Here is a 26,297-nt window from a genome sequence, read left to right on the forward strand (position 1 = left end):
CGGACCCGGCCGGCTGACCGACATGCTTGACCGCGATGACGTCGCCCGCCGCCAGATCGGTACGGCCACCGCCGCCACCGGCTGCCTGGATCGGTGTGGCCAGATGCCCGGCGCTGGCACGAGCCGGAGTCATTGCTGTGCGACGATGCGGCCGTGGACTCGCTGACCGCGATGGGGCTGGGGCTCGACTACGGGGATCTTCGGCTCGGCCGGACGACTCAGGCCTGGCTGGATGCCGGCGGCGATCTGCGGACGCGAGTGGTGGAAGGCCTGCATGGTTCGGCAGCGCAGGTAGAGCTGGTCGGATCGTCGTCCGTTCCCGGTCTCCTTGCCAAGCCGATCATCGACCTGGCGGTCGGCCTCGCTGTGAAGCAGCCGATCTCGCCCGTGACGGCAAGGCTGGAGGCCGATGGATGGATCTACCGGGGCGACGCAGGTGACCAGGGAGGGCATGTTTTTGTTCTCGAGTGCCGACCATGGCATCGAGTCGCCCATCTGCACGTGGTTGATCGTGACGGCGACCAATGGCGCGCGTACCTGCGCTTGCGCGAGATTCTCAGGCGCAGCGCACGGGCACGGGAACGATATGAAGCGGTGAAGCTGAGGCTGGCCGAGCAGAGGCCCGTCGACCGGAAGGCATACACCGACGGCAAGTCCGCGGTCGTGGCGTCGATCATCGAAGAAGCGTCCTGATCGGTCTCCTTCCCCTGAGGAATCAGCCGGATCCGCTCGGGGAAACATGAAACCGGCCGGACCCGTTCGACAGCGATCCTGGGTCCGACAAAGGCGGTCCGCAGCATGCCGGCGTTCGGTTGTGTCGCGGTCGATGAGGTTGCCCAGGTGCCAGCACATCGGGGCGTCGTCGGCAGCACGCGAGCTTGTCGTGTAGGCACCGCGCCGGGCCGGACCGAGATCAATTGTTGCGTGCGGTGGCGAGCTCGTTCTGGATCGGGTGCTGGGCGGGGCTCGTGCGGGTGCGTTGGGTCAGGATCACGCACAGCAGCACCAGTAGGGCCACGGCCAGCGCGGCCGGTGGGACTGTCTCGCCCAGGAGCAGGGCCGACCAGAGCAGGGTCAGGACGGGCTGACCCAATTGGATCTGGCCGACCCGGGCCACGCCGCCGCGGGCCAAGCCGGCGTACCAGGCGAAGAAGCCCAGAAACATCGAGACGACGGTCAGGTAGGCGAAGGCCGTCCAGGACTGTGCGGTGCCGTGCGGCGGATGGACAGTCGCGCTGACCAACGTGACCGGCAGGGTGGCGGGCAGAGCGAGCAGCAGCGCCCAGCAGATGGTCCGGGCGCCGCCCAGTTCGCGGGACAGGGCGCCGCCCTCGGCGTAGCCCAGTCCGCACAGGACGACGGCGGCCAGCAGGAACAGGTCGGCGGGGGAGAGGGCGCCGCTGGTGGCGCCGGTGGCCGCGACGAAAGCCAGCACCGAGAGCAGGCCCGTGACGGCGGCCAGCCAGAAGGCTCGCGGTGGGCGTTCGCCGGCGCGCAGGACGGCGAAGACGGCGGTCATCGCGGGCAGCACGGTGATGACCACGGCGCCGTGCGCGGACGTCTGGGTGGTCAGGGCCAGGGAGGTGAACAGCGGAAAGCCGACGACCACGCCCAGCGCGGCGACCGACAGGCGGCGCCACTGTCGCGGGGTGGGCCGGGGCGCGCGGGTGAGCCACAGGTAGGCCGCAGCCAGTCCGGCCGCTCCCACGGCGCGGCCGAACGCCACGAACCACGGGTCGAGCTCGTGCACGGCCAGGCGGGTGGCCGGCAGCGACAGGCTGAACGCCAGCACGCCCAGTGCGCCCAGGGCCAGGCCGCCGGGCGGCGTTATCGTTCGCGGCTCGATAGCGCTACTCTGTGCTTTCATGAATGACGGTAACGCAGCCGCGCGTGTTATCCAAGATCTGCGCGGTGCGGTGAGCTCGGCCGCGGCCGGGTCGCGGCTTCCTTCCGTACGGGAATTGACCGCACGCCATCAGGCGTCGCCCGTCACCGTGGCCGCCGCGATTCGCGCCCTGGTCAAGGAGGGCCTGGTCGAGACGCGTCCGGGGCAGGGCACGTTCGTGGCCCGGCGAGCGGCCGCGACCGGGCCGGCGCCCGACCTGTCGTGGCAGACCGTGGCGCTGGGCGCGCGGCGGCCGGGCGAGGACGAGCTGCAGGCGTTACTGGCTACGCCGCCGGCCGGGGCGATTCCGCTGTCCGGGGGCTATCTGGAACCGGAACTTCAACCGGCGGTGGCGCTCGGGGCGGCGCTGGCGCGGGTGGCGCGGCAACCGGCGGCCTGGCAGCGCGGACCGGCGGAAGGGCGAGCTGACCTGCGGGCCTGGTTCGCCGCCGCGATCGGCCTGCGGGCAGACGACATGGTGATCTGCCCCGGCGGGCAGGCGGCGCTTTCGTCGGCGTTCCGAGCGCTGGCCGCGCCGGGCGACACGCTGCTGGTGGAGTCCCCGACCTATCTGGGCGCGCTCGCGTCAGCCCGGGCGGCGGGTCTGCGCGTCGTGCCGGTGCCCGCCGACGCCGACGGCGTGCTGCCGGACCAGTTGGCGGCGGCGTTCGCGAGGACGGGCTCGCGGCTGTTCTATTGCCAGCCGCTGCACGCCAACCCGACCGGCGCGAGCTTGGCGGCGGACCGCAGGAGCGTGGTGCTGTCGGCCGTACGGGAAGCCGGGGCCTTCTTGATCGAGGACGACTATGCCCGCGACCTGACGATCGACGGGGATCCGCCACCGCCGCTGGCTCGGGAGGAGGCCGACGGGCATGTGATCTATCTGCGGTCGCTGACCAAGTCGGCCGCTCCCGGGCTGCGGATCGCTGCCGTCGGCGCGCGCGGGCCGGCCGGTGCGCGCTTGCGGGCGGTGCGGTTGGTCGACGAGTTGTTCGTGGCCGGGCCATTGCAGCAGGCCGCGCTCGAGTTCGTCACCTCGCCGGTCTGGGACCGGCATCGCCGGCAGCTACGGACGGCGTTGTCGGCGCGGCGCGACGCGTTGCTGTCGGCGCTGCACCGTCACCTGCCGGCGATCGCCGCGCCGAGACCCAGGGGCGGACTGCACCTCTGGGTACGCCTGGACGAGGGCCTCGACGACGTCCGGGTGGCCGCCGCGGCCGCGACCGAGGGCGTGATCGTCTTTCCGGGACGCCCCTGGTTCGCGGCCGAGGCGCCCGCGTCCCACCTGCGGCTGACCTACGCGGCGGCCCCGCCCGATCTGATGGACGAGGCCGTCCGCCGGCTCAGCGCAGCGATCGCAGCGTCGCGTCCAACGTCGTGAAGATGGTGTCCGAGCCCTCGTCGTCCCAGTGCGGCACCGGATCCGGCCGGCCGGGCGCCGGCGCGTACAACCACCAGAGGTTCTGCCAGGGATCGAGCATGCGGCCGAGCGTCGTCCCGCCGTAGAAGGGCGTCGCCGGGGTGACCACGGTGGCGCCGTGGCCGGTCGCGCGCTCGAGCAGGGCGCTGACGTCCTCGACCCACACTTGCAGCAGCCCGGGCCGCAGCGGCCAGCCCTGCTGCCGGTCGACGATCATCAGGTCGACCGCCCCCAGCCGGACCTCGGAGTGGATCAGCGTCCCGTCCGGCATCTCCGTGTGCGCCGCCTCGGTCTCGGCCACCTCGAAGACCTCGGACACGAAGGTGATCAGACCGGCGGCGTTCTCCACCATGACGAACGGGTTCAGAACGGCGCCCTCGGCCGGCGTGTGCAGAATGCTCATACCCACCAGCGAAGCAGCCGTTCCGGTCAGTTCCTGACCGTTTGTGTACGTGCGCGTTCGTGGTCGCTCTGGCGGGGCCCGGAGGGAGTCCGGTGTGGTCCGGTGTCGCCTGGCCCTCGGAGACCTCGTAGGCCCGCTCGCGCAGGGCGCGCGTCATCTCGGACTGCTTCTCCGGAAGCACGATGGTTCCGATGTCCGGGCGGGTTGCGGCGTACGCCAGTTCCTGGAGCCGTTCGACGACCGGCCAGGACGTCTCGCCGCCCAGGTCCGGGGCTGAGCCAGAGCTCGTCGATGTGCCGGCCCCGCAGGGACTCGAAAAGGCCGATCCCCGCGGCGCTGGACGGAGCGCGTGCCGGCCGTCGACGAACTCACGATCGGGGTCGACCAGAACGATCAACCGGCGGAACCGTGACGCCTGACCGACGGCCAAGAAGGTCAGCCAGAGGCTGATACCGACGAGAAGAAGGCCGGCAAACCCCAGAAATCCTCGCGGCATGCCGCGATCGCTGCTCAGCTCGCCGAAGTCGGTGACGAAGCCGAGCGGGTCGGCCGGGTTGTACCAGATTCCCGGTGTGGCTCCCGCCGGAATGCACGCCGGTTGCAGCGCACCACTTCCTCGTGAGTGTCACGGACAAGATCGTGACAGGCGTTCTCAACTCAGGTGCCGGCGGTACAGGTCGACCAGGCGCTCAAGATAGACCGACGGAGGATAGGCAGCGGTCGCCTGCAACCCATTGTGGATAACTCTCGTACGCAAGGCACTGTCATCGAGCATCCGGCGCAGCGCGGCGGCCAGCTCCCGAGGGCCGGCCCCGCAGGTGAACCGAGGCGGCCCGCCGCCCGGCCGGTCGGCGAGCCCCGGATCGGCCACGACAGCAGGCAGGCCGTGCGCCTCGGCCTCGGCCAGCACGAGGCTCTGCGTGTCGCTTGTGGAGCAGAAAGCCAGCACATCGGCCGCGCTGAAGAAGGCGGCCACGTCCGCATGCGGCACGGGCGGAACGACGTCGACACTCCTGGACAGCCCGAGCGTCGCCAAGCGCCGCAGCAGGTTGGCCCGGCCGAGGCGAACCCCGAGCAGAACGAGGCGTGCCTCCGGCTTCTCGTCGAGCAGCAGGGCAAATGCTCGAAGCAGCAACTCCGGATTCTTCTCCGCCGTCACCCGCCCCACCGACAAGATGACGCCGCCCGCGCGACTGGGTCGCCCCGAGCCACGGGCCGCACCGACCGACCCGGTCTGTGCGACGCCGTCCGCGAAAGTCGGCCGCTCCGATTCGTCCCCGGCGTCGTGCGGTCGGTTTTGCGCGTTGTGGGCTGCGGTGCTTGGGCGTTGCGGTTTGTCGTCGGCGTCGTGCTGTCCGCTCTGCGCGATGTGGAGCGCGGTGCATGACCGCTGCGGTCTGTTGGCGGCATCGTGCGCTCCGATGTGTGGAACGCGCACGGCGTCGGGGGACGGGTCCGACACGCCAACTGTGCGATCCGGCTCGCTCGTCGCGACGCACGGTTCGAGCGGCGTGGGGGTGTGAACAACGGACGAGCGCAGGGAGCCGACCGGGGTCGGGAGTACGCAGATCTCCGGGCCGGGGCCGAAGACCGAGAAACCGGCGGCTGTCTTGGCGGAAGGGGCGATTGCTGCGGTGGCGCGGGCGAACATGCCTTGGCCGAGGGCGGCCAGTCGGCGCTGACGTGCGGCGCCGGGCTGGGCCAGCTCCAGGTACTCCCGGAGCGACCAGCGCAAGCGCAGCTGCGCCGCGCACCAGGCGGCGCCGATCGGGACCTCCGGATAGATGTCGGCGTAGGCCAGCAGGTCGGTGTGCCAGGTGACGATCAGTGGCACCTTCCAGCGGGCCGCCATGCGGAAGCCGGCCATTCCCAGTGGGCCGGTTGTGTGCGCGTGGACAAGATCGGCTGGACGGCAGCGCGGCCACGGTGACGCAAGGCGTACCTGCCGGCCAGGCACGGGCAGCGAGCGGACGTGGCCCGGCGCCGGCCGGAACGACCAGAACGGGCCGGGCTGATAGAAGTCGACGGTGTGGCCGGCCGCGCGCAGCAGCGCCACCGTCAATGCGGCCGAGCGGGAGACACCGTCCGGGCGGCCGGCATGGCTGTCGCAGAAATGCGCGATCCTCACGGGCCGTCATCGTAGAGATGATCGTCGAAGTTCACCCGAACGCCGAGGCGGCATGCTGGCCATCGCGCTGACCGCGACGACGGCGACCGTGCTGATCGCGACGACGGCGGGGCTCTCATGTTGACTTGACTTGACGTGTTGATTCAGTCGTCAACATTGAATCCATGTTGATTGGCGTGTCGTCAGTCCTGTTGCAGGGCGTTGGCGATGGCCTGGCGAGCTGCTTCTCGGAGCGACTCAATGTCGGGGAAGTCTGCGGGATCGAGGGGCGGCAGGACCTCGACGCGGGCGGACACGTGCTCGCGCAGGATGACGCCGTGGCGGGGGAGGGCTGCTCGCGTTCCGTGCACGGCTATGGGGTAGACGGGCACCTGGTGTCGTACGGAAAGGTCGAAAGCCCCGTTCTTGAACGTCTGCAACGAACCGTCGGGGGTGCGGCGGCCCTCGGGGAACAGCAGGACGGGGGAACCGGCGGCCAGCAGGCGGTCGCAGTGGTCCATCATCGTGCGCACCGAGGCGCTGCTGCCGCGGACCAGGGGGACGTAGTCGTTGAGGCGCATGTTCCAGCCGATCAGGGGGACCTTGAAGATCTCTTGCTTGGACACCCACTTGTACGGGCGGAACAGGGCGAACAACACCAGGATGTCGATGAGCGACGCGTGGTTGGCCACCAGCACCGCAGCGCCGTGCCAGGGCAGCCGGGTGCGGCCGGTGACTCGCAGGCGCCACAGCGGGTTGACGTAGACGTAGAACGACGCCCACGCCGATGAGTACAGGTGGAGCACCAGTCGCCGCCGGTCGAAGGGCAGCGTCACCAGCCAGACGACGACCGCACCGGCGAAGAACACCACGCAGGTGATCCCGATGAACGCCCAGTACGCCACCGAGAACACCCGCAGCATGCGGTCATCCTAGTCAGCCAGCATCACCCGGATGCGGTCGACGGCCTTGGCGAAGTAGCGGTGCTCGACCGGGCGGGTGAGGAAGTCGGCCAGCGCGAACAGGTCGAGCGCCTGGCTGAGGCGCCGCCAGTTGGGCGGCAGGGCGCCGCCGCCGTCTCGGAAGCCGGCCAGGAACCCGGCGGTGAAGGCCTCGGAACGGGGGAAGCGCAGCATGTTCCCGATGTCGACGAGCGGACTGCTGCTGAACGCGAACTCCCAGTCCAGAACGGCGGCCACCCGCCAGCGGCCGTCGTCCGTGCGGGTGGCGAGCAGGTTCTTGGGGTTGTAGTCGGAGTGGACCAGCCGGCGGGAGCCCTTGAGCTCGGCCAGCTGCGGAGCCGCCTCGCGGGCCCATCGGCGCAGCGCGTCCTGCTCCGCGGTGGTCAGATGGCCGGCGGCGTTGCCCTCGGTCAGGCAGCGGTCGACCCACTGGTCGAGGCCCTCGGCGGGCTCGGCGCCGTCGGGCTCGAGGCGGCCCCCGCTGAAAAAGCCGGGGGCCGCGAATTCGACGGCGCCGATGCGGGCCAGCGTGCCGCCCACGTCGTGAGCGACGGCGACGAACGCGTCCTCGTCCAGCTCGTTGACGGGGGTGCCGGGCACGAAGGCGGACAGCAGGACGGGCTCGCCCGCGGCGTCACCGGCCGGGTCGGCCGCGACCACCTCGGCGACCGGCACGACCCCGGTCAGTCGGTGTGCCAGCGCCGCCTCCAGGGCGCACTTGTTGCCCCGGAGGTAGCGCCGCAGCACGTACTGACCGCCGCCGGTCATGGTGAGGACGGTGTTGTCGTTGCTGTATCCGCCGGTCAGCTGCCGGGTTTCGGCGATTCGCTGACCGGGCAGCGCGGTTTCTTCGACCCAGGCCGTGATTGCTGGCTTCACGAGGCGCGACCCTACGCTCCCGCGGGCTCGAAGGTCAGCCGGGCCCGGACCGGCCGGAAACCGGCCCGTTTCAGGTCGGCCAGCACGTCCGACCGGTCGGCGTCGGCGTCGGCCACCACCTCCTCGGCGCCGGCGGCCACGAGCACCGTCAGCGCGGCGCCGATCAGCGCCGCCCGGGCCGTCGTCGACCGCGGGCCGGGAAGGACACCCAGATAGCCGAGCATGGGCCAGCACGCCTGCCCGGCCGTGCCCAGCAGCCCGAGGAGCTCGTCACCGTCGTGGGCGACATGCCAGGCGGTGGCTTCCCCGGTGAGCCAGGGGCGGGGCTGCCGGGCGAGGTCGAGGGCCGCCACGGCGCGGGCCGTCTCGCTCCCGGTCAGCACGTCGGGGACGACGATCCGGTCCACCAGCTCGTCGATCTCGGCCGGACCCGAAGCCGGCCGTACGGACGGATCAGCCGCCGACCGGTCGTCCGCAGCGCCGGGGGTCCAGCGCAGACGGAGCCGTTCGCCGTGGGGAACGAGGCCGGCTGACTCGGCCGCCACGAGAGCCGGGGCGATCGCCGAGACGACCGACGGCGACGTGTGCCACCCGGCCGGCAACGCCGGGTAGTAGGGACGCGGGCCGCCGAGGGCCTCATGGGCTGCCGACAGCAGCGAGGCGCCCACCCGCGGCGTGTCGATCAGGTCGAACCGCTCGAGCCAGGGCCCACCCACGGCGCCGGGCGGCAGCACCCAGGCGGCCCGGCCCACGACCCGGCCGTCGCGCACGGCGACCCACGTTCGAGACGGGTGGAAGCCTCCGCCGGCCAGACCCTCGGCGTACGAGATCTGGCGCAGCGGCAGAGGATCGGGCAGGGAATCGAAGAGCTGCTCTTCGCCGTCGACGAGCGGACGGAAGATGACGGAACTCATGGGAACCTCCAGGGCGCGTGACGCGTGCGCCCCGGATCAGAACCGCGGGGACGCCGGGCCGCGGAAGGGGCGCGATACGTGGGACACGATGCGACCTCCTTCCGGGCTCGTAGGCGTACCGAGAACCTATCACCCGCGGTCCATGGCGGCGGCGGCGAGCGTTCCTTGCGGCCGGCTCAATCCAGCAGGCCGGCCTTGCGGCCCTGCTGCACCGCCTCGGCTCGCCCGGACGCGCTCAGCTTCCGGTACACCGCCGCGACCTGCGTCTTCACCGTGTTGCGGGACACGCGCATCTCGCCGGCGATCTGGCTGAGCGTGAGGTGGGTGGGCAGAAGTTGCAACACCCGCAGTTCGGCCGCGGTCAGGCCGAAGGCGTCCCCGGCCTCCGTCCCCTGGCCGTGGGCATCCAGGTCGCCCAGGACGGCCCGGAACCGCTCGCCGAGCACGCCGGCCGTGGTGAGCTCGGTCAGCGCGAGCCGGGCGCCGGCGGCGGCCTCCCGGGCCTCGTCCGTCTCATCGGCGTCCAGCAGCAGCCGGGCCAGCCGGATCGAGGCCGCGGCGACCAGCCACGGGAACGCCCGGGCGCCCTCGATCGCGCGGCGGGCCTGGCTGGTCGTGCTCTCCCAGGCCGGACCGTCGGCGGACAGCAGCGCGACCCGGGCACAGATCACGTGGGTGAGGGCCGACCAGCCGCCGGGGTGTCGTTCCGCGGCGAGCAGGGCGGCGGATTCCTTCGCGTACGCGGCGGCGGTCGCGTCGTCGCCGGCGTCGGCGGCCTGCCAGGCCAGGCCGGCCAGCGCAAGGGCCGCCGCCGTGCGGTTCTCGCCACCGGCGCGTGCTACCCGTGCGTAGCGGGTCATCGCCATCACCGTGTTGCCGGTCAGCTCCTCGGCCACGCCCAGCAGAACGGTCGTGACCGGGTACCAGTCGGAGCCGGGCCGCTCGGGCCGCGCGGCCCGCCGGGCGTATCCGAGCATGTTGTCCACCCCGCCCGGCGCGAGTGCGGCTCGCAGCCGGTCGACGGCGGCCATCGTCCGCGCCGTTGCCGGACTACCGCCCGCAACAGCAGCCGCGAGGCAGGCGGCCGGCTGGGTACGCCGTCCGGCGAAGGCGTAGACCCATCCGGCCTGGGCCGACAGGTGCGGGACACTCTTGATCACGTCGCGGCCGAGCGTGTCCAGATCGGCGGCGACCGACTCGGCCCGGCCGTCGTCGATCAATTGCCGGCTGTGCCGGCCGAGGAGACGTTCGACCATTCCGGCGTCGCCCGCCGCCACGGCGTGCCGTATCGCGGACTCGGGCTGTCGTCGCCTCTCGTACCACGCAGCGGCTCGCCGGTGGATGGCCTGCTCGACGGCCGGTTCCCGGCGGCGCAACTCGGCCAGCAGCATCTCCCGGAAAACTGGATGACAGCGGTACGAACGGACGGCCGGGCTGACGGGAGCGATGAACACATTGCGGGCGGCCAGTCCGGCGAGGGTCTGGCCCGACCCGTGCCGGCGCAGGGCCGCGTCGCACAGGCCGGCCGACATGGGGTCGAGCAGTGCGGTGCGCATCAGGAACCGCACCGTGTCGGCCGACTCGCCGGCCAGCACCACGTCCCAGAAGTACTCCGACAGGTACGGGTCGGCGCCGGAGAGGTGGTCGGCGACGCATGTCACGGCGGTCCGGCTCCGCAGGGTCAGTGCGGAGAGATAGACCCCGGCCGGCCAGCCGTCGAGACGCCGGGCCAGCGCCCGCGCCTGATCGGTGGTGACCTGTGCGCCGCTGTTGTGGATGACCTCGACCGATTCGGTTGCGGACAGTCGCAGCTCGTCGGGGCCGAACTCGGCGCAGCGGCCCTCGGCCCGCAGGCCGCCGATGTGCAGGCCGATCCGGGTGCGGGCGGCGACCACGAGGTGGCACCCGGGCGGCAGCCGCTGGGCGAGGGCGAGAACCGCCTGCTGCCCCGGGCTGTTGCGGATCACGTGGAGGTTGTCGATGACCAGCAGCCACGGCCGCCTGTGCGGGCCGGTGGCGAGCCGGCGCACGGCGTCGGCCACAACGTCGTCGGCGGCCTGCGACTGCGTCGGCCGGGGGGCGTCGCCGACCGGCAGGACGGGATGCAGGGCGTCGGCGATCCGGCGCACCATCCGGGCCGGGTCGGCGTCGCCGGGCTCGGCATCGAGCCAGGCGAAGGGGCGCGGGTCGACGGCCGCCCACTGCCGCAGAGTGATCGTCTTCCCGTATCCCGGCGCGGCGATCAGCAGGATCAAGGGCACGTTGTCACGCACCGCGGCCAGATCCTTGATCAGCCTGCGGCGTGGCACGTGTTCGTCGCGCAACATCCGGCCGAATGCCCCGTTTCGCGGTCGCGCCCGTCGATTTTCGACAGGTCGGCGGCCGATCGAGTAATTACTCAATCGCACTCTGTGCAGCCGATGCAATGCCGGGTCGGACATCTTTCGCCCGTCAGGACCCTCCATGACCTGCTCATAGCCGTCCTGAGTGTCCACATTCGGATATCACCCAGCATGGGTGATGAGACATTCGAAGATCGGTAGAAAACTCTGCGTTGATACTGAAGCCTCGTTGAGTGACGAGACGCGGGTCGCGGGTGGGCGATCGCGCCGCCGGCGAGGCGGGCGGTGTGGGGGTAGGAATCTTGATGACCGAGGAGACCGCTACCGATTCGACAACGACACCCGACGGCGATCCGATCATGACCGTCAAGCTCGTGCCACCGGGGCTTCCACCCTGGTGGGTGGTTCGCGAACGCCTTCGTGACCGGCTCGATGCGGGGCCGGCCCGGCGCCTCACCATGGTGATCGGGCCGGCCGGATCGGGCAAGACCACGCTGGTCGCGGACTGGGTGGCCACCGGAGGCGGGGGCGCCCGGACGGCCTGGCTCAGCCTGGAGCCGGCCGACGACCATCCCGGCGTCTTCTGGTCGTACGTGGTGGCTGCCCTCGACCGGGCCGGGGCCAAGGTGCCGCTGCACCGCACGCACGCCACGGCCGATGCCGTCGACCGTTCGTTCCTGGTTCGGCTGGCTGTCGGTCTCGCCGCCCGGCCCGAACCCGTGGTGCTGGTCCTCGACAACGTCCACGTGCTGGCCCGCGAGTCCGTGGTCGACGGGCTGCAGTTCCTCATCGAGCACGCCGGTCCGCAGCTGCGTGTCGTTCTCGTCGGGCGCACCGACCCGCCGCTGCCGCTGAACCGTCACCGGCTCGCCGGCTCGGTCGCCGAGATCCGGCACGGGGAACTCGCCTTCAGCCCCGCCGAGGCGGAGGCGCTGCTCGCTGCGCACGGCACCCGGCTGGAGGCGGGGGCGGTGGCGGAGCTCACCGAACGGACCAACGGCTGGGCGGCCGCGCTCCGGCTCGAGGCGCGGGCCTGGTCCGACCGGGACGGCGACGGGGCGCCGGCCGAGCTGGCCGAGTACATCCGGACCGAACTGCTCGCCGAGCAGACTGCCGCGACTCGTGAGCTGCTGCTGCGGACGTGCGTCGCCGAGCAGCTGCCGGCCGGCCTGGCGGTCGAACTGACCGGCCGGCGCGACGCCGCGCAGGTGCTCGACGGGCTGGCCCGGGAAGGGATCTTCGTGACCGCGGCGGCGGGCGACGAACGGTCCTACGTGCATCACCCGCGGGTGCGCCGCGTTCTGCTGGATGTTCTCGCCGCCGGCCCGGCACACCAGATCACCGATCTGCACCGCCGCGCCGCCCGCTGGTACGCCGGGTCCCGCCGGTGGTTGGAGGCGCTGCCGCACGCCGTCCGGGCGGGGGAGTGGGAACTCGCGGCGACGTCGGTCGTGCGCAGCATGGTCATCGCCTGCTTCCTCGACGGGCCGGATGCCGCCAAGTGCGCCCGAGCCTTCGCTGCGCTACCGCTCGACCTCGACCTCGCCGAAGCCGCCGTCGTGCACGCCGCCGTCGCGTACCACCTCGGCGACGCCGAGGCCTACGACAAGCACCTGTTACGGGCGACCGAGATGTCCGGGACCACCCAGGACCCCGCGTTGCCGCTCTGCCTGGCCACTGTGGAGCTGGCCCGGGCAATGCCGGAGGAGCGGAACGTGGCCGCCGAGCGCGCCTGGCACCTCCTCGGCGTGGCGCTCGCCGACGGTCTCGCAGTGCCGGCGAAGTTGTCCGCGCGGATTCGTCTCGCCCGGGCCGAGAGCCTGTTGCACCAGCATGATCTGGCCGGCGCACGTCAGGTTTTGCGGGTTGTCGTGGACGACCCGGAGGCATTCCCGGCCGGTGCGGCTCGCGACCTGCTGGGTCGTCTCGCGCTGGCCGAGGCGCTGGCGGGCCGGCTGCGGCGGGCGGCCGAGCACGCACGCCGGGCGCTGAGCCTCCCCGACAGCCACGGCGAACCCCCGTCGGCCGCCCCCGAGGTCGCTCTGGCGTGGGTCTGCACCGACGAGTACGACCTGTCTGCCGCCGGCTCGCACGGCGAGCAAGCCGGAATGCGGCTGAGCGCGTGCCCGGACGCGTTGCTGTCCGGTCTGCTGGCCCTCGTGCGTGCCCGGGTCCATCGCGCGCGGGGCGACGTCGCCCGCGCGGCCGGGATTCTGGAACAGCCGCACGAGGGGCTGCCGGCGTGGCTGGCCGAGGTCGTCGACCTGACCCGTACGGCACTGCTGGCGCCCGGCAGCCGGCCGGCGGGCGGCGGCACGACTGCTCACCACTCGATCGCCGAGGCGGCGGCCGCGCTTGCGGACGGCGACACCGGCCGCGCCCGGTCGGCGGTGGCCGTCCTGGGCGACTGCCCGAGCCTCCCGATGGACGTCCGGGTCGACAGCTGGTTGATCCGGGCCGGCGCCGAGCTGGCCGACGGGCACCGCGACCGCGCCCGGCGGATGCTGACGAGGGCGCTGAATCTGGCCGAAAGGGAGCGTCTGCGGCGCCCGCTGCTCGAGGCCCCGATGCCGGTGCGGCGTTTCCTGCGCGAAGAACGGGACCTCAGCATCCGCCATGGCTGGCTCGGGGTGACGCTCCCGGCGGCTCCGGCCGCGCGTCCCCTCGCCGCGCCGATCGTCGTCGAGCCCCTCACCAAGAGGGAGAACGAGGTGCTCGCCTACCTGGCTCAACTGCTCTCCACCGAGGAGATCGCCCGCACGATGTACGTCTCGATCAACACCGTCAAGACGCACGTACGCGGAGTGTTGCGCAAGCTCGCCGCGACCCGCCGCAACGAGGCGGTGCGCCGGGCCCGGGAACTGGGTCTGCTCTGACCGAGGAGTCATCCGATGCGGATGACGACCGGCGGACCGCATCGCGCCGATGCTCGATCCCATGACCGAGATCATGAGCCCGCCGCTCACCGGCATGGTGTGGATCCCCGGTGGCCGCTTCGGATGGGCTCCGACGAGCACTATCCGGAAGAGGCGCCCGCCCATCCGGCGAGTGTCGACGGCTTCTGGATGGATCCGCACACGGTGACCAACGCCGAGTTCGCCGTGTTCGTCCGCCGGACCGGGCATGTCACCGTCGCGGAACGGCCGGCCGATCCGGCGAGCTACCCGGGCCTGCACGACATGATCGGCAACGTCTGGGAGTGGACTGCCGACTGGTACGGCGAGCACCGCCCGGCCGAGCACGCCTGCTGCGCGGTGGCGAATCCCCGCGGCGGTGACCGCGACACCAGCCATGACCGTGCAGTCCGGGGGGCTGCGCATCCCGCGCAAGGTGACGAAGGGCGGCTCGCACCTCTGCTCACCGAACCACTGCCGTCGCTACCGGCCTGCGGCGCGGATGCCGCAGGCCGTCGACACGTCCACCTCCCACCTGGGTTTCCGCAGCATCGTCCGGCCCTGAAGCCGCACCGCCCGGCCCCGAATCGGAGGAGCACGGCATGACCGCACAGCGCAACATCCTGGTGACCTGGGGCGACGACATCGGCATCACCGGTCTGAGCTGTTACAGCGACGCCCACCAAACCGGAAAGCCTCGCCGGGCCGGCAAGTGGCAGTCCCCCTACCGCCGGGTGATCGGCAACTCCGTGGCCCTCGAATACCGCGACGGCCGCCTCGTGCACACCGCGGAACGGGACATCTTCGACGACGGCCCGGCCGCCGCGACCCGCTCCGCCTGCTGATCGTGCACGACGACACCGACAGCGAGTTCGCCCACATCGACCGCGCCACCGACGCGATCGCGACCGCCGGCGAGGAGGACGGGACAACGGTCAGCATGGCTGCCGGCTGGGCGCACGTCTTCTGAGCCAGGCCACACCGCTTCAGTCGAGCAGCGGGCCGAGACGCGCCGCTGCCTCGGTCAGGTCGGCCGGGGACAGGTGCGAGAAGCTCAGCCGGACGCGGTCGGAACCACCCCGGCCGCCGGCGTAGAAGGCGGTGCCGGGCACGAACGAGACGCCGTGACGTTCCGCGACCGGCAGCAGGGTCGCCGCGTCGAGGTGAGGTGGTAGCGGCAGCCAGACGAACCAGCCGCCGTCCGGTGGGGGCGTTCCGAGGGCGCCGGTCAGCGCGTCCCGTTGCTCCCGGTACCGCTCGCGCAGGGTGGCCACGTGCTTCGCGTACGCCCCGGACGAGCCGTACGCGGCCATCGTCATCGCCACCGAGTGGTTGACGCCGCCGCCGCTGTGCACGTAGCCCAGCCGGGTCAGGCGGTCGACCAGGAAGGGGGACGCGTTGATCCAGCCCAGCCGCAGCCCGGGCGCCACGGTCTTGGCGAACGACCCGAGGCGGATGACGCCGTCCTGTTCGGCCAGATGCCACAGCGCGGGCGGTGCGGCGTCGCCGTAGTACAACTCGCGGTACGTGTCGTCCTCGATGACGGTCAGGCCCTGGCAGACCAGTTCGCGCCGGCGTTCGGGCGGCAGGCTGCGCCCGGTCGGGTTGCCGAACGTGGGCACCAGGTAGAGGAAGACGGCGTCGAGCGACCGGGCCAGCGCGGCCGTCTCGGCGGGCAGCAGGCCGTGCTCGTCCGCTGGCGCCGGCACGAGCCGCACGCCGTGGTCGGTGAAGATCTTGAACGCCAGGTGGTAGGTGGGCGAGTCGACCAGCACGGTGTCGCCCGGCTCGGCCAGCAGCTGGGTGAGCAGGGCGAGCCCGTGCGAGGCGCCGGCCGTCACGAACGTCTGGTCGGCGGTGGCGTCGCCGACGTGTGCGCAGAGCCAGTCGATCAGGGGCGCCGGGCCGGGCGCGTGGCCGTAGGTGAGGGCCTGCCAGCCGTACGCCGCAATGCTCTGTGCCCCGGCCTGTGACCACTCGGCGAGGGGCAGCAGAGCCGGGCGCGGGTGCCCCCAGCCGAGGTCGAGGATCCCGGGCCGGTGCTCGAACTGGACGATCGTCACCGTCCCGAATCTAGTCTGGGCACCATGAAGATTCTGTTGCCGGACAGCGCGCACCTCGACCCGCAGTTGCCGGAGGGGGTCACCGCCGTCCGTTATGCGCATGCCCGGCCGATTCCCGAGGAGCACGCCGACGCCGAGGTGCTCGTCGTCTGGAACAACCCGGGCGACCAGCTGCGGGACGCGGCCGGGCGGCTCAAGCAGCTGCGCTGGGTGCAGACCCTGGCCGCCGGGCCCGACGCGGTGCTCGCGGCCGGCTTCGGGCCCGACGTCGTGGTCACCTCGGGGCGCGGCCTGCACGACGAGACGGTCGCCGAGCACACCCTGGCGCTGACGCTGGCCGCCGTACGCCATCTGCACGTGCTCCTGCGGGCCCAGGCTGCCCACCACTGGGCCGACGAGATGCGCGAGCTTCAGGCCGCCCCGGCCACTCAGGGCTTCTACACGCTGCGCGACGCCACCGTGGTGATCTGGGGGTTCGGCAGCATCGCGGCCGTCCTGGCGCCGCACCTGAAGGCACTGGGCGCCAAGGTGACCGGCGTGGCCCGCACCGCCGGCACGCGCGCGGGCTTCGACGTCGTCACCGAGGCCGACCTCCCGCGGCTGCTGCCCGCCACGGACGTGCTGATCGGCATCCTGCCCGCCTCGGAGTCGACCACCCACGCCCTCGGCGCGGAGGTGTTCGATCTGCTGCCCGAGCACGCCTGGGTGGTCAACGTGGGCCGGGGCGTCACCCTCGACGAGGACGCGCTGCTCGACGCGCTCGGGGACGGGCGCATCGGTGGGGCGGCGCTCGACGTGTTCGAGACCGAGCCGCTGCCCGAGTCGTCCGGCCTGTGGAACGAGCCCAACGTGATCGTCACGCCGCACGTCGCCGGCGGCCGGCCCATCGGGGCCGACGCGTTGGTCAGCGAGAACTTGGTCGCATTCCAGGAGGGACGCTCGCTCCGCAACGTCGTGCAAAGTTAGCCTCGCCTGATGACGAGGGTGATCGAGACCGAGGCCGAGCTTCGCGAATACGTGGCCCCGCCGCCGCGTTTCATCGCGGAGAAGGGCATCGACCACATCGACCCCGAGTCGCGCCGGTTCATCGAGATGAGCCCGTTCTTCCTGCTGGCCACCACGGCCGAGGACGGCACCTGCGACGTATCGCCGCGGGGTGACCCGGCGGGCAGTGTGCTGGTGCTCGACGACCGGACGCTGGCGTTCGCCGACCGCAAGGGCAACGGGCGCCTGGACAGCCTGGTGAACGTGCTGCAGCGGCCCCGGGTGGGGATGGTCTTCATGGTGCCGGGCTCGGGCGACACCGTACGGGTCAACGGCCGCGCCCGGATCGTCGCCGAGGCGCCCTACCTCGACCGGATGGCGATGAAGGGCGTGACGCCCGACCTGGCCGTCGAGGTCGTCGTCGAGGAGTTGTTCCTGCACTGTGCGCGGGCCTTCACGCGCTCGCGCCTGTGGGACACGTCCACCTGGCCGGTGAAGGGCGACGTCCCCAGCGCGGGCCAGATCGCCAAGAGCATCTCGGGCACCGAGGTCGAGGCCAAGGTCATCGACGACGCCCTCGACCTGGCCGCGGCCGACCCCTACTAGCCCCGCCTGAAAGTGCACGGCGCAAAGTGGGCAATCCGAGTTGTCCACAGGGTTGCCGGTCGTGATTTGCCGAACAGCTGGAGACGGCCGCGCGGTGGTACGGCCGCGCGGCCGTTGGTCAACCAGGCGCCTACAGGACTGACTGGGCCAGCTTGTCGGGGTTGCCGAAGCGGTGGGCCGTGATGCTGACCGCCTGCTCGTGCAGGAACGGCAGCATCTCGACGCGGCCCGCCTCGGTCACGGGGTGCGACCAGACCGCCAGGTCGGGGCGTCCGCCGGTGGCCCGGGCCAATGCTTCGGCGGAACCGCCGACCAGCCGTACGCGGTTGACGCCCCGCAGACCGGCCGCGAACGTCTCGTCATCCTCGATCCGTACGTCGACCGGCAGGTCAACCGGCAAGGAGGAGGCGGTCGAGACCCGGAACGGCGCGCCCGCGCGCAGACCCGCGGCGACGACCCGCAGCAGCTCGGCGATCGAACCGCCGGGAGCCAGCCGCACCTCGACCGGCACCGGCAGGTAGCGCAGCACGTTGCGCTCGGCCCAAAGCCCCGACACGTCCGCTGTCGTACCGAAAGATGACGCCCACGCCGCGGCGTCGCTGCGGGCCGCGCGCTCGAGCATCGGGTCGTTGCCGGCCGCCGTGAGCAGCGCCCGCACCGCACCGTTGTCGATCTTGGCAGAGGAGGACGACGAGGCCGACTGCCAGCCGGTCAGGCCGACCAGGTAGTTCGGGCCACCCGCCTTGGTGCCGGGGCCGACGGCCGAGCGCTTCCAGCCACCGAACGGCTGGCGGCGCACGATGGCGCCGGTGATGCCGCGGTTCACGTACAGGTTGCCCGCCTGCACCCGGTCGAGCCAGAGCGCCAGCTCGTCCGGGTCGAGGGAGTGCAGACCCGAGGTGAGGCCGAAGTCGACGTCGTTGACCAGGTCGATCGCCTCGTCGAGGGTCTCGGCGGTCATGACGCCGAGGATGGGCCCGAAGTACTCGGTGCGGTGGTAGTCCGACCCGCGGGTCACGCCGTCGCGGATGCCCGGGCTCCACAGCCGGCCGGTGTCGTCCAGCGACTTCGGCTCGAGCAGCCACGACTCGCCCGGGCCGAGCTTGGTCAGGCCGTCCAGCAGCTTGCCCGCGGCCGGCTCGATCACCGGGCCGACCTGGCTGCGCGGGTCCGACGGCCGGCCCACGGTCAGCGACCGGGCGGCGTCGAGCAGCTGGTGACGGAACCGCTCGGAGCGGGCCACCGAGCCGACCAGGATGACCAGCGAGGCGGCCGAGCACTTCTGCCCGGCATGCCCGAAGGCGGAGCTGATCACGTCCTTGACGGCAAGGTCGAGGTCGGCGCTGGGGGTCACGATGATGGCGTTCTTGCCGCTGGTCTCGGCCAGCAGCGGCAGGTCGGTGCGGAACGAGCGGAACAGCTCGGCCGTCTCGTAGGCCCCGGTCAGGATGACCCGGTCGACCAGGGCGTGGCTGATCAGCTGCTTGCCCAGGGCCCGCTCCTCGACCTGGACCAGGGTGAGCAGGTCGGCGTCGGGCAGCACCGGCTTGATGATCTCGGCCAGTACGGCGCCGCAGCGCTCGGCGGGGCCGGCCGGCTTGAGCGCCACCCCGGAACCGGCGGCCAGCGCGGCCAGCACCGAGCCGGCCGGGATGGCCACCGGGAAGTTCCACGGCGGCGTGACCAGAGTGAGCTTCTCGGGGACGGCCACCGCGCCGTCGACCGAGTCGAGTTCGGCGGCCAGGTCGCCGTAGTAGTGCGCGAAGTCGATGGCTTCGGAGATCTCGGGGTCGGCCTGGTCGGCCGTCTTGCCCGCCTCGGACGCCATGACCTCGAGCAGGTCGAGGCGGTGGGTCTCCAGGGCCTCGCCGATCCGGTGCAGCACGGCACCGCGTGATGTGCCCGTCATCGCGCCCCAGGCGGTGGCGGCAGCGGCGGCCGCGCCGAGGCGGTCGTCGAGGCGGCGCTCGTCGGTCACCCGGGCGGCGTTGATTGCTTCCACCCCGATCGTCGAGGTGGGCACGCGCTTCAAGATCTCGCGGACCTGGGACCGGTTGGCGGCGACGGCAGGATCGGTGTCGGGGGTGTTGGCGAACCGCCCGGGCTCGATCGGCGGCCGCACGGCGATGCGGCGCGGAGCCGGCACCTCGTCGTCCAGCTGCTCCAGCGAGGCCAGGAAGCGGTCGCGCTCGCGGGCGAAGAGGGCCGAGTCGCTGTCCAGCTCGAACACCGCCGACATGAAGTTGTCGCTGCTCGCGCCCTCTTCGAGGCGGCGGATGAGGTAGGCGATGGCGACGTCGAACTGCTCCGGCCGTACGACCGGGGTGTAGAGCAGCAGCCCGCCGACCTCACGCCGGACCACCTCGGCCTGGCCCTCGGCCATGCCGAGCAGCATCTCGAACTCGATGCCCGCGCGCACCCCGCGCCGACCGGCCAGCAGCCACGCGTACGCGATGTCGAAGAGATTGTGACCGGCCACGCCCAGCCGCACGTTGCCGATGCGGTCCGGGTGCAGCGCGTAGTCGAGCACCCGCTTGTAGTTGGTGTCGGTCCCCTGCTTGCTGCCCCAGGTGGCCAGCGGCCAGCCGTGCACGGTCGCCTCGACCTGCTCCATCGGCAGGTTGGCCCCCTTGACCAGGCGCACCTTGATGCCCGCGCCCCCGTCGGCCCGGCGCTTGGCCGACCACTCCTGCAGGCGGATCATCGCGGCGAGCGCGTCCGGCAGGTAGGCCTGCAGCACGATGCCGGCCTCGAGGTCGCGCAGCTCGGGCTGGTCGAGCAGGCGGGTGAAGACCGCGATCGTGAGGTCGAGGTCCTTGTACTCCTCCATGTCGAGGTTGACGAACTTGCGCGTACGGGCGGTGGCAGCCAGCGTGAACAGCGGGGTGAGCTGCTCGACGATCTCGGTGACGGCCTCGTCGAACGCCCACGGGTTGTGCGGGGCGACGGTCGACGACACCTTGATCGACACGTAGTCGACGTCGTCGCGGCCGAGCAGCCGCTCGGTCTCGCGCAGCCGCCGGGTCGCCTCGCCCCGGCCGAGCACGGCCTCGCCCAGCAGGTTGACGTTCAGGCGTACGTCGCGGCGCTTGATCTTCGCGATGGCCCGGCCCAGCTTGGCGTCGGTGGCGTCGACGACGAGGTGGCCGACCATGCGGCGCAGCACGCGGCGGGCGATCGGCACGACCACGCCCGGCATGACCGGGGCGAGCACGCCGCCGAGCCGCACCGCGCCGCGCAGGGGAGCGGGCAGGAAGCGGGGAACGTCGGGCGCCAGCGCGTGCAGGGCGCGGGCGCTGACCCGCACGTCCTCGGGGCGCACGACGCCGTCGACGAAGCCGACCGCGAAGGCGAGGCCCTTCGGGTCGCGCAGCAGGCCGGCCAGCTGCGCCGCCGAGGCGGTGGGCTTGATGGTGGAAGCCTCGTGCAGCCAGCGCCGGACCAGGGCGATGGCCTCATCAGCGAGTTCGGCGTGCTCGACCTTCTCGGCCGGCGACTGGGCGACATCAGACATGCCGAAAGTGTCCTTCCGGGTTTCGTTCAGGAAAAGCGACGGTTTTCGACGAGTACTCTTCAGTTCTGCTTAATGTTTCCGCGGAGGTCGACGTGCTGGAGATCCGCCGCCTGGTGCTGCTGCGCGAACTGGCCGTCCGGGGCACGATCGCGGCCGTCGCCGAGGCCCTCAACTTCTCGCCGTCGGCGGTGTCGCAACAGCTCAGCCAGCTCGAGAAGGAAGCCGGCATGCCGCTGCTGCGCAAGTCCGGCCGGGGTGTGCAGCTGACGCCGCAGGCCGAGGTGCTGGTCGACTCGGTGGGGGAGGTGCTCGACACGCTGGAGCGGGCCGAGGCCCGGCTGCAGGCCTCGACCGCGACGGTCAGCGGCCGGGTGCGCGTGGCCGTCTTCCAGTCGGCCGCGCTGGCCCTCATGCCGGCGACTCTGCTGGCCATGGCCACCCGCTTTCCCGACGTACGGGTCGAGATGGTGCAACGCGAGCCCGAACAGGCCCTGCGCGAGACCTGGGCCCGCGACTTCGACATGGTTATCGCCGAGCAATACCCGGCCCACGCCGCGCCACACCACCCCGGCCTCGACCGCCGCCCGCTGACCACCGACGCGATCCGCCTCGCCCTGCCCGCCCCGGGTGCGGCGCTGCACCCGGTGGCGTCGCTCGACGAGACCCGCCAGATGCCCTGGGTGATGGAGCCGCGCGGCACCGCGTCCCGCCACTTCGCCGAGCAGCTGTGCCGCTCCACCGGCTTCGAACCGGACGTACGCTACGAGACCGCCGACCTGCAGGCCCACATCCGCCTCGTCGAGTCCGGCAACGCCGTGGCCCTCATCCCCGACCTGGTCTGGGCCGGCCGCGACACGTCCTGCCGCCTGCTCACCCTCCCCGACCTGCCGCGCCGCACCATCTTCACCGCGCAGCGCCTCTCCGGCGCCGCCTCCCCGGCCGCGCGGGCCCTGCGCGAAACGCTGGAACGGGTGGCGGGTTAGCCGCCGTCCGCCGGGCGCGTCACCGCGGTGCGAGCGAGCTTGTCGTGCAGGGCCTGGCGCCGCCGGTCCACCAGCAGCCAGGCCGCGCCGATCGGGAAATAGGCCAGCACGACGGCCCGCAGGAGCGCGGCCGGCCAGCGCAGCGGGCGGCCGTCGACGGTGACCACCCGCAACCCGAGCAGGGCCATGCCCGGGGTGCGCCCGGCCAGCGCCCAGAACAGGGTGCAGCCGGCCGCGAACACCGTGGGCAGGCCGAGGGTGTACGTCGCTGTGAGCAGCCGGTCGAGCCCCTCCAACGGAGCGCCGCCGACCTGGGCCACCAGCGCCACCGTGGCGATGGCGCCGGTGGCGGCGGCCACGAGCAGCAGGGCGTCGATCAGATAGGCGAGCAGCCGGCTGACCGCGCCGGCATAGGTCACCGCCGGTCGCCGGGCGGCGCGGACGGAACCCCGCCGTTGGCCGGCGTCGGCGCGACGGCCGGATCGTTCACCGGCGATGGCGCGACCGGCGCCTCACCGATCCGCGCCGGGCGGGCCTTGCCCCACCGCATCCGCGAGGTCATCCGGTCGACGGCGTCGTCACCGGCGGCCGCTCCGGTCCGGATCCGGCCGACCAGCTCGTCCACCATCGAGTCGCGCTGCCCGCGCACGAGCGGCTGGATGCGTTCCGGCTCCTGCTCGAGCAGCGTCAGCACATCGTCGAGCACGGTGCGCACCAGTGGCCGCAAGATCCGGGAGACCTGAGCGTCCACCACCCGGTCGACCAGCGGCGAAGTGGCCACAGCGTCGACCGCGGCCTCGACGGCGGACGCCATCCGGCTCCGCCGGCTCGCCACGGTGGCCGCCGCACGGCTCCGCTGTTCGGCCATGGTCTCGGCGGCTCGGCCGCGCTCGGCGGCTCCCTGCTCCGCCAGCTCGCCGGCCCAGCGCCGCAACCCAGCCGCGCTGCCGTCCACCCGTACGCGAACCGCCGTTCCCGCCCCTGCCGCGCCTAGCACCAGCCGGGCTCCTGCGCCGATCGCGACGTCTCTCCATCCGCCCGGGCCGGCTGTTGGCCCCTGAGGCGCCGACTCGTGGGGGGCCGGCTCGTGGGCTGCCGGCCCCTGAGGCGCCGGCTCGTGGGCTGCCGGCTCCGGGCCGGAGAAACCAAGCATTGCGGACCTCCAGCTGCCAGGCCGGTGCTCCCCGGCCACCGCGGCCATGGTCCCTCCGGCGTCTCGCCCGCACCTCATCTGTCAGGGATGAGTACCGGGAGCCGGGCCCACGGCGTGTCAGGCGCGAACCCCGCCCGGTCGGCGATTGGTGCGGATGCTGCTGCCCGGGATCGAGGTCAGGAGACCGTGACGAACGCGCGGTGACAGACGTCCTTCCAGTAATTGCCGGCGATCACGTTGTAGTGGGTGCCGAGTGAACGGCCGCTCACCAGGTGCCAGTACTCGACCGTGGCGACCCCGCCGGGGAAGATCCGGAACCGGTCGACGGGGTCGTTCGCGTTCTCGTTGGTGGTCTGGCCCGCGACGATGGTGGCGGTGTAGCCGTACTTGCGCTGGTATCCCACGATCTGGACGCTGTTCGGGGAGCTCGTGAGCCGGCCGGTGCAGGCGGCAGCGCTGGCCGCGGTGGCTCCGGTGACCACGACGGGCACGGAGCAGAGCGAGGCGAGAAGGGTCAGCAGGACCCCTCGGCGTACGTTCCGGTGGCGAATCATCCGGTGTTCCTCCGTTTCTGTTTCGACGATGCAGCCACCGTAGGGCCAAAGTGGACCGGCCTCGAAGATGTGGCCAGAAGTAGACACACATCGATGACACTTTCCCTATCTCCTATCGGCTATATAGACTCCGGGGCATGCGTCGATCGTTAGCGGTGCTCGCGACCGTGGTTCTTGCTGTGGCCCTCGGTGGCTGCGGGGACGACTCCTCGTCCGATTCCGCCACTGGTGGGGATTCGGGGCTGCGGATCGGCTATCAGCGGTTCGGAGGGCTCAGCCTGGTCAAGGCGCGGGGGGACGCGCCCGGAGTGACCTGGTCGCTCTTCGAGAGCGGGCCCGCGTTGACCGAAGCCCTGAAGGCGGGGGCGATCGACCTCGGACAGACGGGGGAGGCGCCGCCGATCTTCGCCGCGGCCGCGAAGACGCCGTTCGTGGTGGCCGGCGTGGGGGCGCCGTCGCCCAAGAGCGAAGCCGTGCTGGTGAAGGAGTCCAAGGGGTACAAGAGCTTCGCCGACCTCAAGGGGAAGACGGTGGCGCTCAACAAGGGCTCCAACGTGCACTGGCTGCTCCTGAAGCTGCTCGAGGCCAACCAGATGACCCTGCAGGACATCAACGTCAAATACCTGAAGCCCGCCGAGGGCCGGCCCGCCTTCGACAACGACCAGGTCGACGCCTGGGTGATCTGGGATCCGTACTTCGCGCTGGCCGAGCAGCCCGCCGTCCAGGTGCTCGCCGACGCCTCGGGGGTCGCCAACAACCGTGAATACATCCTGGTGAGCAAGGACGCCGCCGATCGGAAGACCGAGCAGATCAAGAGCTTCCTGCATGCGTACGAGAAGACGACCGCCTGGGGCATCGCCCACGCCGACGAGCGGGCCAAGGTCCTGGCGCCCGAACTGAAGATCGACGAGCCGACCACGAAGCGGGCCCTGGCCCGTGCGGCCCAGCCGGTCGGCCAGTTGGACGCGACCATCGGCGCCGAACTGCAGACCATCGCCGACGGCTTCACGTCGCTGGAGCTCATTCCCGGGAAGGTGGACATGAAGTCGCTGGTGGACCCGCGGTTCGCCGAGGCCGCGCCGTGACGATCGTGGCGGCGCCCGACACGTCGGTCGCCTCCCGGGCAACGCCTCCGCCGGCCAAGCGCCGCCTCCGGTGGCAACGCGCCCTGAGCCCCGTACTCATCCTGGTGGTGTGGGAAGTGGCGTCGCGGGCCGGTCTGATCGCCGAGGACAAGCTGCCGGCGCCGAGCACGGTGCTGCGGACCGGATGGCGCCTCGCGCGTGACGGCACCCTCGGCGACCACCTGCTGGACTCGCTCACCCGCGCCGCGATCGGGCTGCTCATCGGGGGAGTGCTGGCCCTGGTGCTCGGTTCGGTGGCCGGGCTGTTGCGGGCCGGCGACGACGCGATCGACCCGCCCGTGCAGATGGCTCGCATGCTCCCGCATCTGGCGCTCGTCCCGCTGCTCATCATCTGGGTCGGCATCGGCGAGTCCATGAAGATCACGCTGGTGGCGCTCGGCGTCTTCTTCCCGCTCTACTTCAACACGTACGCCGGAATCCGCGACATCGACGAGCGCCTGGTCGAAGCCGCGCGGACGTGCGGTCTGGGCACCTGGCAACGCATCCGCCACGTCATCCTGCCGGGCGCGCTGCCCTCGCTCTTCCTGGGCCTGCGGCTGGCGATCGGCGCCGCGTGGCTGAGCCTGGTGGTCGGCGAGCAGACCAACACCCAGAACGGCATCGGCTTCCTCATGATGGAGGCCCGCGAGTTCAGCCAGACCGACGTCGTGGTGCTGGGCCTGTTCGTCTACGCCGGTCTGGGGCTGCTCTCGGACCTGTTGCTCCGCATCCTCGAGAGGAGGGCCCTGGCGTGGCGCCGAGGCCTGCAGGCGACCTAGTCGTACGGGCCCGGAACGTGCGCCGGGCCTTCGGTCCCACCACCGTCCTCGACGGCGTCGACCTGGACGTCGCCCCCGGTGAAGTGGTCGCCCTGCTGGGCGGCAGCGGCTCCGGCAAGAGCACGCTGCTCCGCATCCTGGCCGGCCTCGACCCGGCCGCCTCGGGCGACTTCACGGTGCCCAGCCGGAATGCGGTCGTCTTCCAGGAGCATCGTCTGCTCCCGTGGAAGCGGGTGCTCGACAACGTCGGCCTGGGCGTGAGCGACCGTTCCCGCTGCACCGACGCACTGGCCGAGGTGGGCCTGGCCGACCGGGCCCGGGCCTGGCCGATCGAACTCTCCGGCGGCCAGGCGCAGCGGGTGGCCTTCGCGCGGGCCCTGGCCCGGCAACCGTCGGTGCTGCTCCTCGACGAGCCCTTCGGCGCTCTGGACGCGCTGACCCGCCTGCGCATGCAGGAGCTGTTCGGCCGCTTGCGGGCCCGCCACGGCTTCGCCGCGCTGTTGGTGACCCACGACGTGGACGAGGCCTTGCTGCTGGCCGACCGCGCTCTGGTGCTCGACCGCGGCGTCATCGCGGCCGATCTGCCGGTGGAGCTCGCCCACCCGCGGGCTCCGGACGCCCCGGGCTTCGGCAACCTGCGCCGCCGACTCCTCGAACTGCTGGGCGTGCCTGTGCCCTAAGGCCATGCTCCAGAGGAGCTCGGCCGCCGCTGACCGGCGGCAGCGCCGGCC

Annotated in this window: 24 protein-coding genes; 12 read left to right on the top strand and 12 right to left on the bottom strand. The window is 72.0% G+C overall.

The window, feature by feature from the left end; translation table 11 throughout:
• The first annotated feature begins 153 nt into the window (after positions 1-153).
• Positions 154-693 carry a GrpB family protein gene (locus tag KXC43_RS17995; RefSeq protein WP_221377224.1) on the top strand — a complete coding sequence of 180 codons (540 nt, stop codon included), beginning with the start codon at positions 154-156 and terminating at the stop codon, positions 691-693.
• A 220-nt stretch (positions 694-913) separates the two neighbouring features.
• Here the strand turns inward: KXC43_RS17995 and KXC43_RS18000 are convergent, their stop codons facing one another.
• The gene (locus tag KXC43_RS18000) at positions 914-1,867 is read right to left on the bottom strand and encodes a DMT family transporter (protein ID WP_221377225.1); all 954 of its coding nucleotides are present in this window, start codon (positions 1,865-1,867) and stop codon (positions 914-916) included.
• Here KXC43_RS18000 and KXC43_RS18005 point away from each other — a divergent pair.
• Positions 1,866-3,266, top strand: coding sequence for an aminotransferase-like domain-containing protein (locus KXC43_RS18005; protein WP_221377226.1), 1,401 nt, complete (start codon positions 1,866-1,868; stop codon positions 3,264-3,266). The genes KXC43_RS18000 and KXC43_RS18005 overlap by 2 nt on opposite strands.
• On the opposite strand, the gene KXC43_RS18010 is transcribed toward KXC43_RS18005, so the two are convergent.
• From KXC43_RS18010 to KXC43_RS18035, 6 genes are all read right to left on the bottom strand, one after another.
• Positions 3,229-3,708, bottom strand: a complete 480-nt coding sequence (locus KXC43_RS18010; protein ID WP_221377227.1) for a VOC family protein — start codon at positions 3,706-3,708, stop codon at positions 3,229-3,231. The two genes, KXC43_RS18005 and KXC43_RS18010, sit on opposite strands and share 38 nt — an antisense overlap.
• Positions 3,709-4,360: 652 nt before the next feature.
• Positions 4,361-5,836, bottom strand: coding sequence for a glycosyltransferase (locus KXC43_RS52755; RefSeq protein WP_221377228.1), 1,476 nt, complete (start codon positions 5,834-5,836; stop codon positions 4,361-4,363).
• A gap of 182 nt (positions 5,837-6,018) precedes the next feature.
• Positions 6,019-6,738, bottom strand: coding sequence for a lysophospholipid acyltransferase family protein (locus KXC43_RS18020; protein ID WP_221377229.1), 720 nt, complete (start codon positions 6,736-6,738; stop codon positions 6,019-6,021).
• 9 nt (positions 6,739-6,747) lie between these two features.
• The gene (locus KXC43_RS18025; protein WP_221377230.1) at positions 6,748-7,656 is read right to left on the bottom strand and encodes a phosphotransferase family protein; all 909 of its coding nucleotides are present in this window, start codon (positions 7,654-7,656) and stop codon (positions 6,748-6,750) included.
• Positions 7,657-7,667: 11 nt separating this feature from the next.
• Positions 7,668-8,570 carry an acetyltransferase gene (locus KXC43_RS18030; protein ID WP_221377231.1) on the bottom strand — a complete coding sequence of 301 codons (903 nt, stop codon included), beginning with the start codon at positions 8,568-8,570 and terminating at the stop codon, positions 7,668-7,670.
• Positions 8,571-8,746: 176 nt separating this feature from the next.
• Positions 8,747-10,897 carry a LuxR family transcriptional regulator gene (locus KXC43_RS18035; RefSeq protein ID WP_221377232.1) on the bottom strand — a complete coding sequence of 717 codons (2,151 nt, stop codon included), beginning with the start codon at positions 10,895-10,897 and terminating at the stop codon, positions 8,747-8,749.
• A 320-nt stretch (positions 10,898-11,217) separates the two neighbouring features.
• Here KXC43_RS18035 and KXC43_RS18040 point away from each other — a divergent pair, with 320 nt between their 5' ends.
• From KXC43_RS18040 to KXC43_RS50990, 4 genes are all read left to right on the top strand, one after another.
• Positions 11,218-13,788, top strand: a complete 2,571-nt coding sequence (locus KXC43_RS18040; RefSeq protein WP_221377233.1) for a winged helix-turn-helix domain-containing protein — start codon at positions 11,218-11,220, stop codon at positions 13,786-13,788.
• A gap of 123 nt (positions 13,789-13,911) precedes the next feature.
• A complete protein-coding gene (locus KXC43_RS53560) occupies positions 13,912-14,412 on the top strand; it encodes a formylglycine-generating enzyme family protein (protein ID WP_438870900.1) in 501 nt (166 codons plus the stop codon).
• Positions 14,409-14,651 (top strand): hypothetical protein, encoded by a 243-nt coding sequence (locus KXC43_RS18050; protein WP_221377234.1) that lies wholly within the window; start codon positions 14,409-14,411, stop codon positions 14,649-14,651. The genes KXC43_RS53560 and KXC43_RS18050 overlap by 4 nt, the downstream gene beginning before the upstream one ends.
• A gap of 2 nt (positions 14,652-14,653) precedes the next feature.
• Positions 14,654-14,776 (top strand): hypothetical protein, encoded by a 123-nt coding sequence (locus KXC43_RS50990; RefSeq protein ID WP_255644279.1) that lies wholly within the window; start codon positions 14,654-14,656, stop codon positions 14,774-14,776.
• Positions 14,777-14,792: 16 nt separating this feature from the next.
• Here KXC43_RS50990 and KXC43_RS18055 read toward each other — a convergent pair whose 3' ends face one another.
• Entirely contained in the window at positions 14,793-15,869 is a 1,077-nt protein-coding gene (locus KXC43_RS18055) for an aminotransferase-like domain-containing protein (protein WP_221377235.1), read from the bottom strand.
• Between the two features lie 24 nt (positions 15,870-15,893).
• On the opposite strand from KXC43_RS18055, the gene KXC43_RS18060 reads away from it, so the two are divergent.
• Positions 15,894-16,835, top strand: a complete 942-nt coding sequence (locus KXC43_RS18060) for a phosphoglycerate dehydrogenase (protein WP_221377236.1) — start codon at positions 15,894-15,896, stop codon at positions 16,833-16,835.
• Between the two features lie 9 nt (positions 16,836-16,844).
• Entirely contained in the window at positions 16,845-17,459 is a 615-nt protein-coding gene (locus tag KXC43_RS18065; RefSeq protein WP_221377237.1) for an MSMEG_1061 family FMN-dependent PPOX-type flavoprotein, read from the top strand.
• Between the two features lie 130 nt (positions 17,460-17,589).
• On the opposite strand, the gene KXC43_RS18070 is transcribed toward KXC43_RS18065, so the two are convergent.
• Positions 17,590-20,973, bottom strand: coding sequence for a bifunctional proline dehydrogenase/L-glutamate gamma-semialdehyde dehydrogenase (locus tag KXC43_RS18070; RefSeq protein ID WP_221377238.1), 3,384 nt, complete (start codon positions 20,971-20,973; stop codon positions 17,590-17,592).
• A gap of 92 nt (positions 20,974-21,065) precedes the next feature.
• Here KXC43_RS18070 and KXC43_RS18075 point away from each other — a divergent pair, with 92 nt between their 5' ends.
• Positions 21,066-21,956 (top strand): LysR family transcriptional regulator, encoded by an 891-nt coding sequence (locus tag KXC43_RS18075; protein ID WP_221377239.1) that lies wholly within the window; start codon positions 21,066-21,068, stop codon positions 21,954-21,956.
• On the opposite strand, the gene KXC43_RS18080 is transcribed toward KXC43_RS18075, so the two are convergent.
• The 3 genes from KXC43_RS18080 to KXC43_RS18090 all read right to left on the bottom strand — a co-directional run bounded on the left by KXC43_RS18080 (position 21,953) and on the right by KXC43_RS18090 (position 23,663).
• Positions 21,953-22,375, bottom strand: coding sequence for an RDD family protein (locus KXC43_RS18080; RefSeq protein ID WP_221377240.1), 423 nt, complete (start codon positions 22,373-22,375; stop codon positions 21,953-21,955). The genes KXC43_RS18075 and KXC43_RS18080 overlap by 4 nt on opposite strands.
• Positions 22,372-22,953: a hypothetical protein gene (locus KXC43_RS18085; RefSeq protein WP_221377241.1), complete on the bottom strand. Its 582-nt coding sequence runs from the start codon at positions 22,951-22,953 to the stop codon at positions 22,372-22,374. Before KXC43_RS18085 ends, KXC43_RS18080 begins: the two co-directional genes overlap by 4 nt.
• A gap of 332 nt (positions 22,954-23,285) precedes the next feature.
• Positions 23,286-23,663 carry a hypothetical protein gene (locus tag KXC43_RS18090; RefSeq protein WP_221377242.1) on the bottom strand — a complete coding sequence of 126 codons (378 nt, stop codon included), beginning with the start codon at positions 23,661-23,663 and terminating at the stop codon, positions 23,286-23,288.
• Between the two features lie 137 nt (positions 23,664-23,800).
• Here KXC43_RS18090 and KXC43_RS18095 point away from each other — a divergent pair, with 137 nt between their 5' ends.
• Genes KXC43_RS18095 through KXC43_RS18105 form a run of 3 tightly spaced genes read left to right on the top strand, consistent with a single transcriptional unit; the run spans position 23,801 to position 26,246 of the window.
• Positions 23,801-24,748 (top strand): aliphatic sulfonate ABC transporter substrate-binding protein, encoded by a 948-nt coding sequence (locus tag KXC43_RS18095; protein WP_221377243.1) that lies wholly within the window; start codon positions 23,801-23,803, stop codon positions 24,746-24,748.
• The gene (locus KXC43_RS18100) at positions 24,745-25,566 is read left to right on the top strand and encodes an ABC transporter permease (protein ID WP_221377244.1); all 822 of its coding nucleotides are present in this window, start codon (positions 24,745-24,747) and stop codon (positions 25,564-25,566) included. Before KXC43_RS18095 ends, KXC43_RS18100 begins: the two co-directional genes overlap by 4 nt.
• The gene (locus KXC43_RS18105; RefSeq protein ID WP_221377245.1) at positions 25,539-26,246 is read left to right on the top strand and encodes an ABC transporter ATP-binding protein; all 708 of its coding nucleotides are present in this window, start codon (positions 25,539-25,541) and stop codon (positions 26,244-26,246) included. Before KXC43_RS18100 ends, KXC43_RS18105 begins: the two co-directional genes overlap by 28 nt.
• The last annotated feature ends 51 nt before the right edge of the window (positions 26,247-26,297 follow it).

Origin of the sequence: Paractinoplanes polyasparticus, assembly GCF_019710575.1 — a bacterium.
GTDB lineage: Bacteria > Actinomycetota > Actinomycetes > Mycobacteriales > Micromonosporaceae > Actinoplanes > Actinoplanes polyasparticus.

Coding starts and splice junctions, on each gene's coding strand:
- KXC43_RS18040 (WP_221377233.1), top strand. CDS start 11,218: ATGACCGAGGAGACCGCTACCGATTCGACAACGACACCCGACGGCGAT.
- KXC43_RS18010 (WP_221377227.1), bottom strand. CDS start 3,708: ATGAGCATTCTGCACACGCCGGCCGAGGGCGCCGTTCTGAACCCGTTC.
- KXC43_RS18030 (WP_221377231.1), bottom strand. CDS start 8,570: ATGAGTTCCGTCATCTTCCGTCCGCTCGTCGACGGCGAAGAGCAGCTC.
- KXC43_RS18070 (WP_221377238.1), bottom strand. CDS start 20,973: ATGTCTGATGTCGCCCAGTCGCCGGCCGAGAAGGTCGAGCACGCCGAA.
- KXC43_RS18035 (WP_221377232.1), bottom strand. CDS start 10,897: ATGTTGCGCGACGAACACGTGCCACGCCGCAGGCTGATCAAGGATCTG.
- KXC43_RS18065 (WP_221377237.1), top strand. CDS start 16,845: ATGACGAGGGTGATCGAGACCGAGGCCGAGCTTCGCGAATACGTGGCC.
- KXC43_RS18005 (WP_221377226.1), top strand. CDS start 1,866: ATGAATGACGGTAACGCAGCCGCGCGTGTTATCCAAGATCTGCGCGGT.
- KXC43_RS53560 (WP_438870900.1), top strand. CDS start 13,912: ATGGGCTCCGACGAGCACTATCCGGAAGAGGCGCCCGCCCATCCGGCG.
- KXC43_RS18095 (WP_221377243.1), top strand. CDS start 23,801: ATGCGTCGATCGTTAGCGGTGCTCGCGACCGTGGTTCTTGCTGTGGCC.
- KXC43_RS18020 (WP_221377229.1), bottom strand. CDS start 6,738: ATGCTGCGGGTGTTCTCGGTGGCGTACTGGGCGTTCATCGGGATCACC.
- KXC43_RS18060 (WP_221377236.1), top strand. CDS start 15,894: ATGAAGATTCTGTTGCCGGACAGCGCGCACCTCGACCCGCAGTTGCCG.
- KXC43_RS18090 (WP_221377242.1), bottom strand. CDS start 23,663: ATGATTCGCCACCGGAACGTACGCCGAGGGGTCCTGCTGACCCTTCTC.
- KXC43_RS18000 (WP_221377225.1), bottom strand. CDS start 1,867: ATGAAAGCACAGAGTAGCGCTATCGAGCCGCGAACGATAACGCCGCCC.
- KXC43_RS18050 (WP_221377234.1), top strand. CDS start 14,409: ATGACCGCACAGCGCAACATCCTGGTGACCTGGGGCGACGACATCGGC.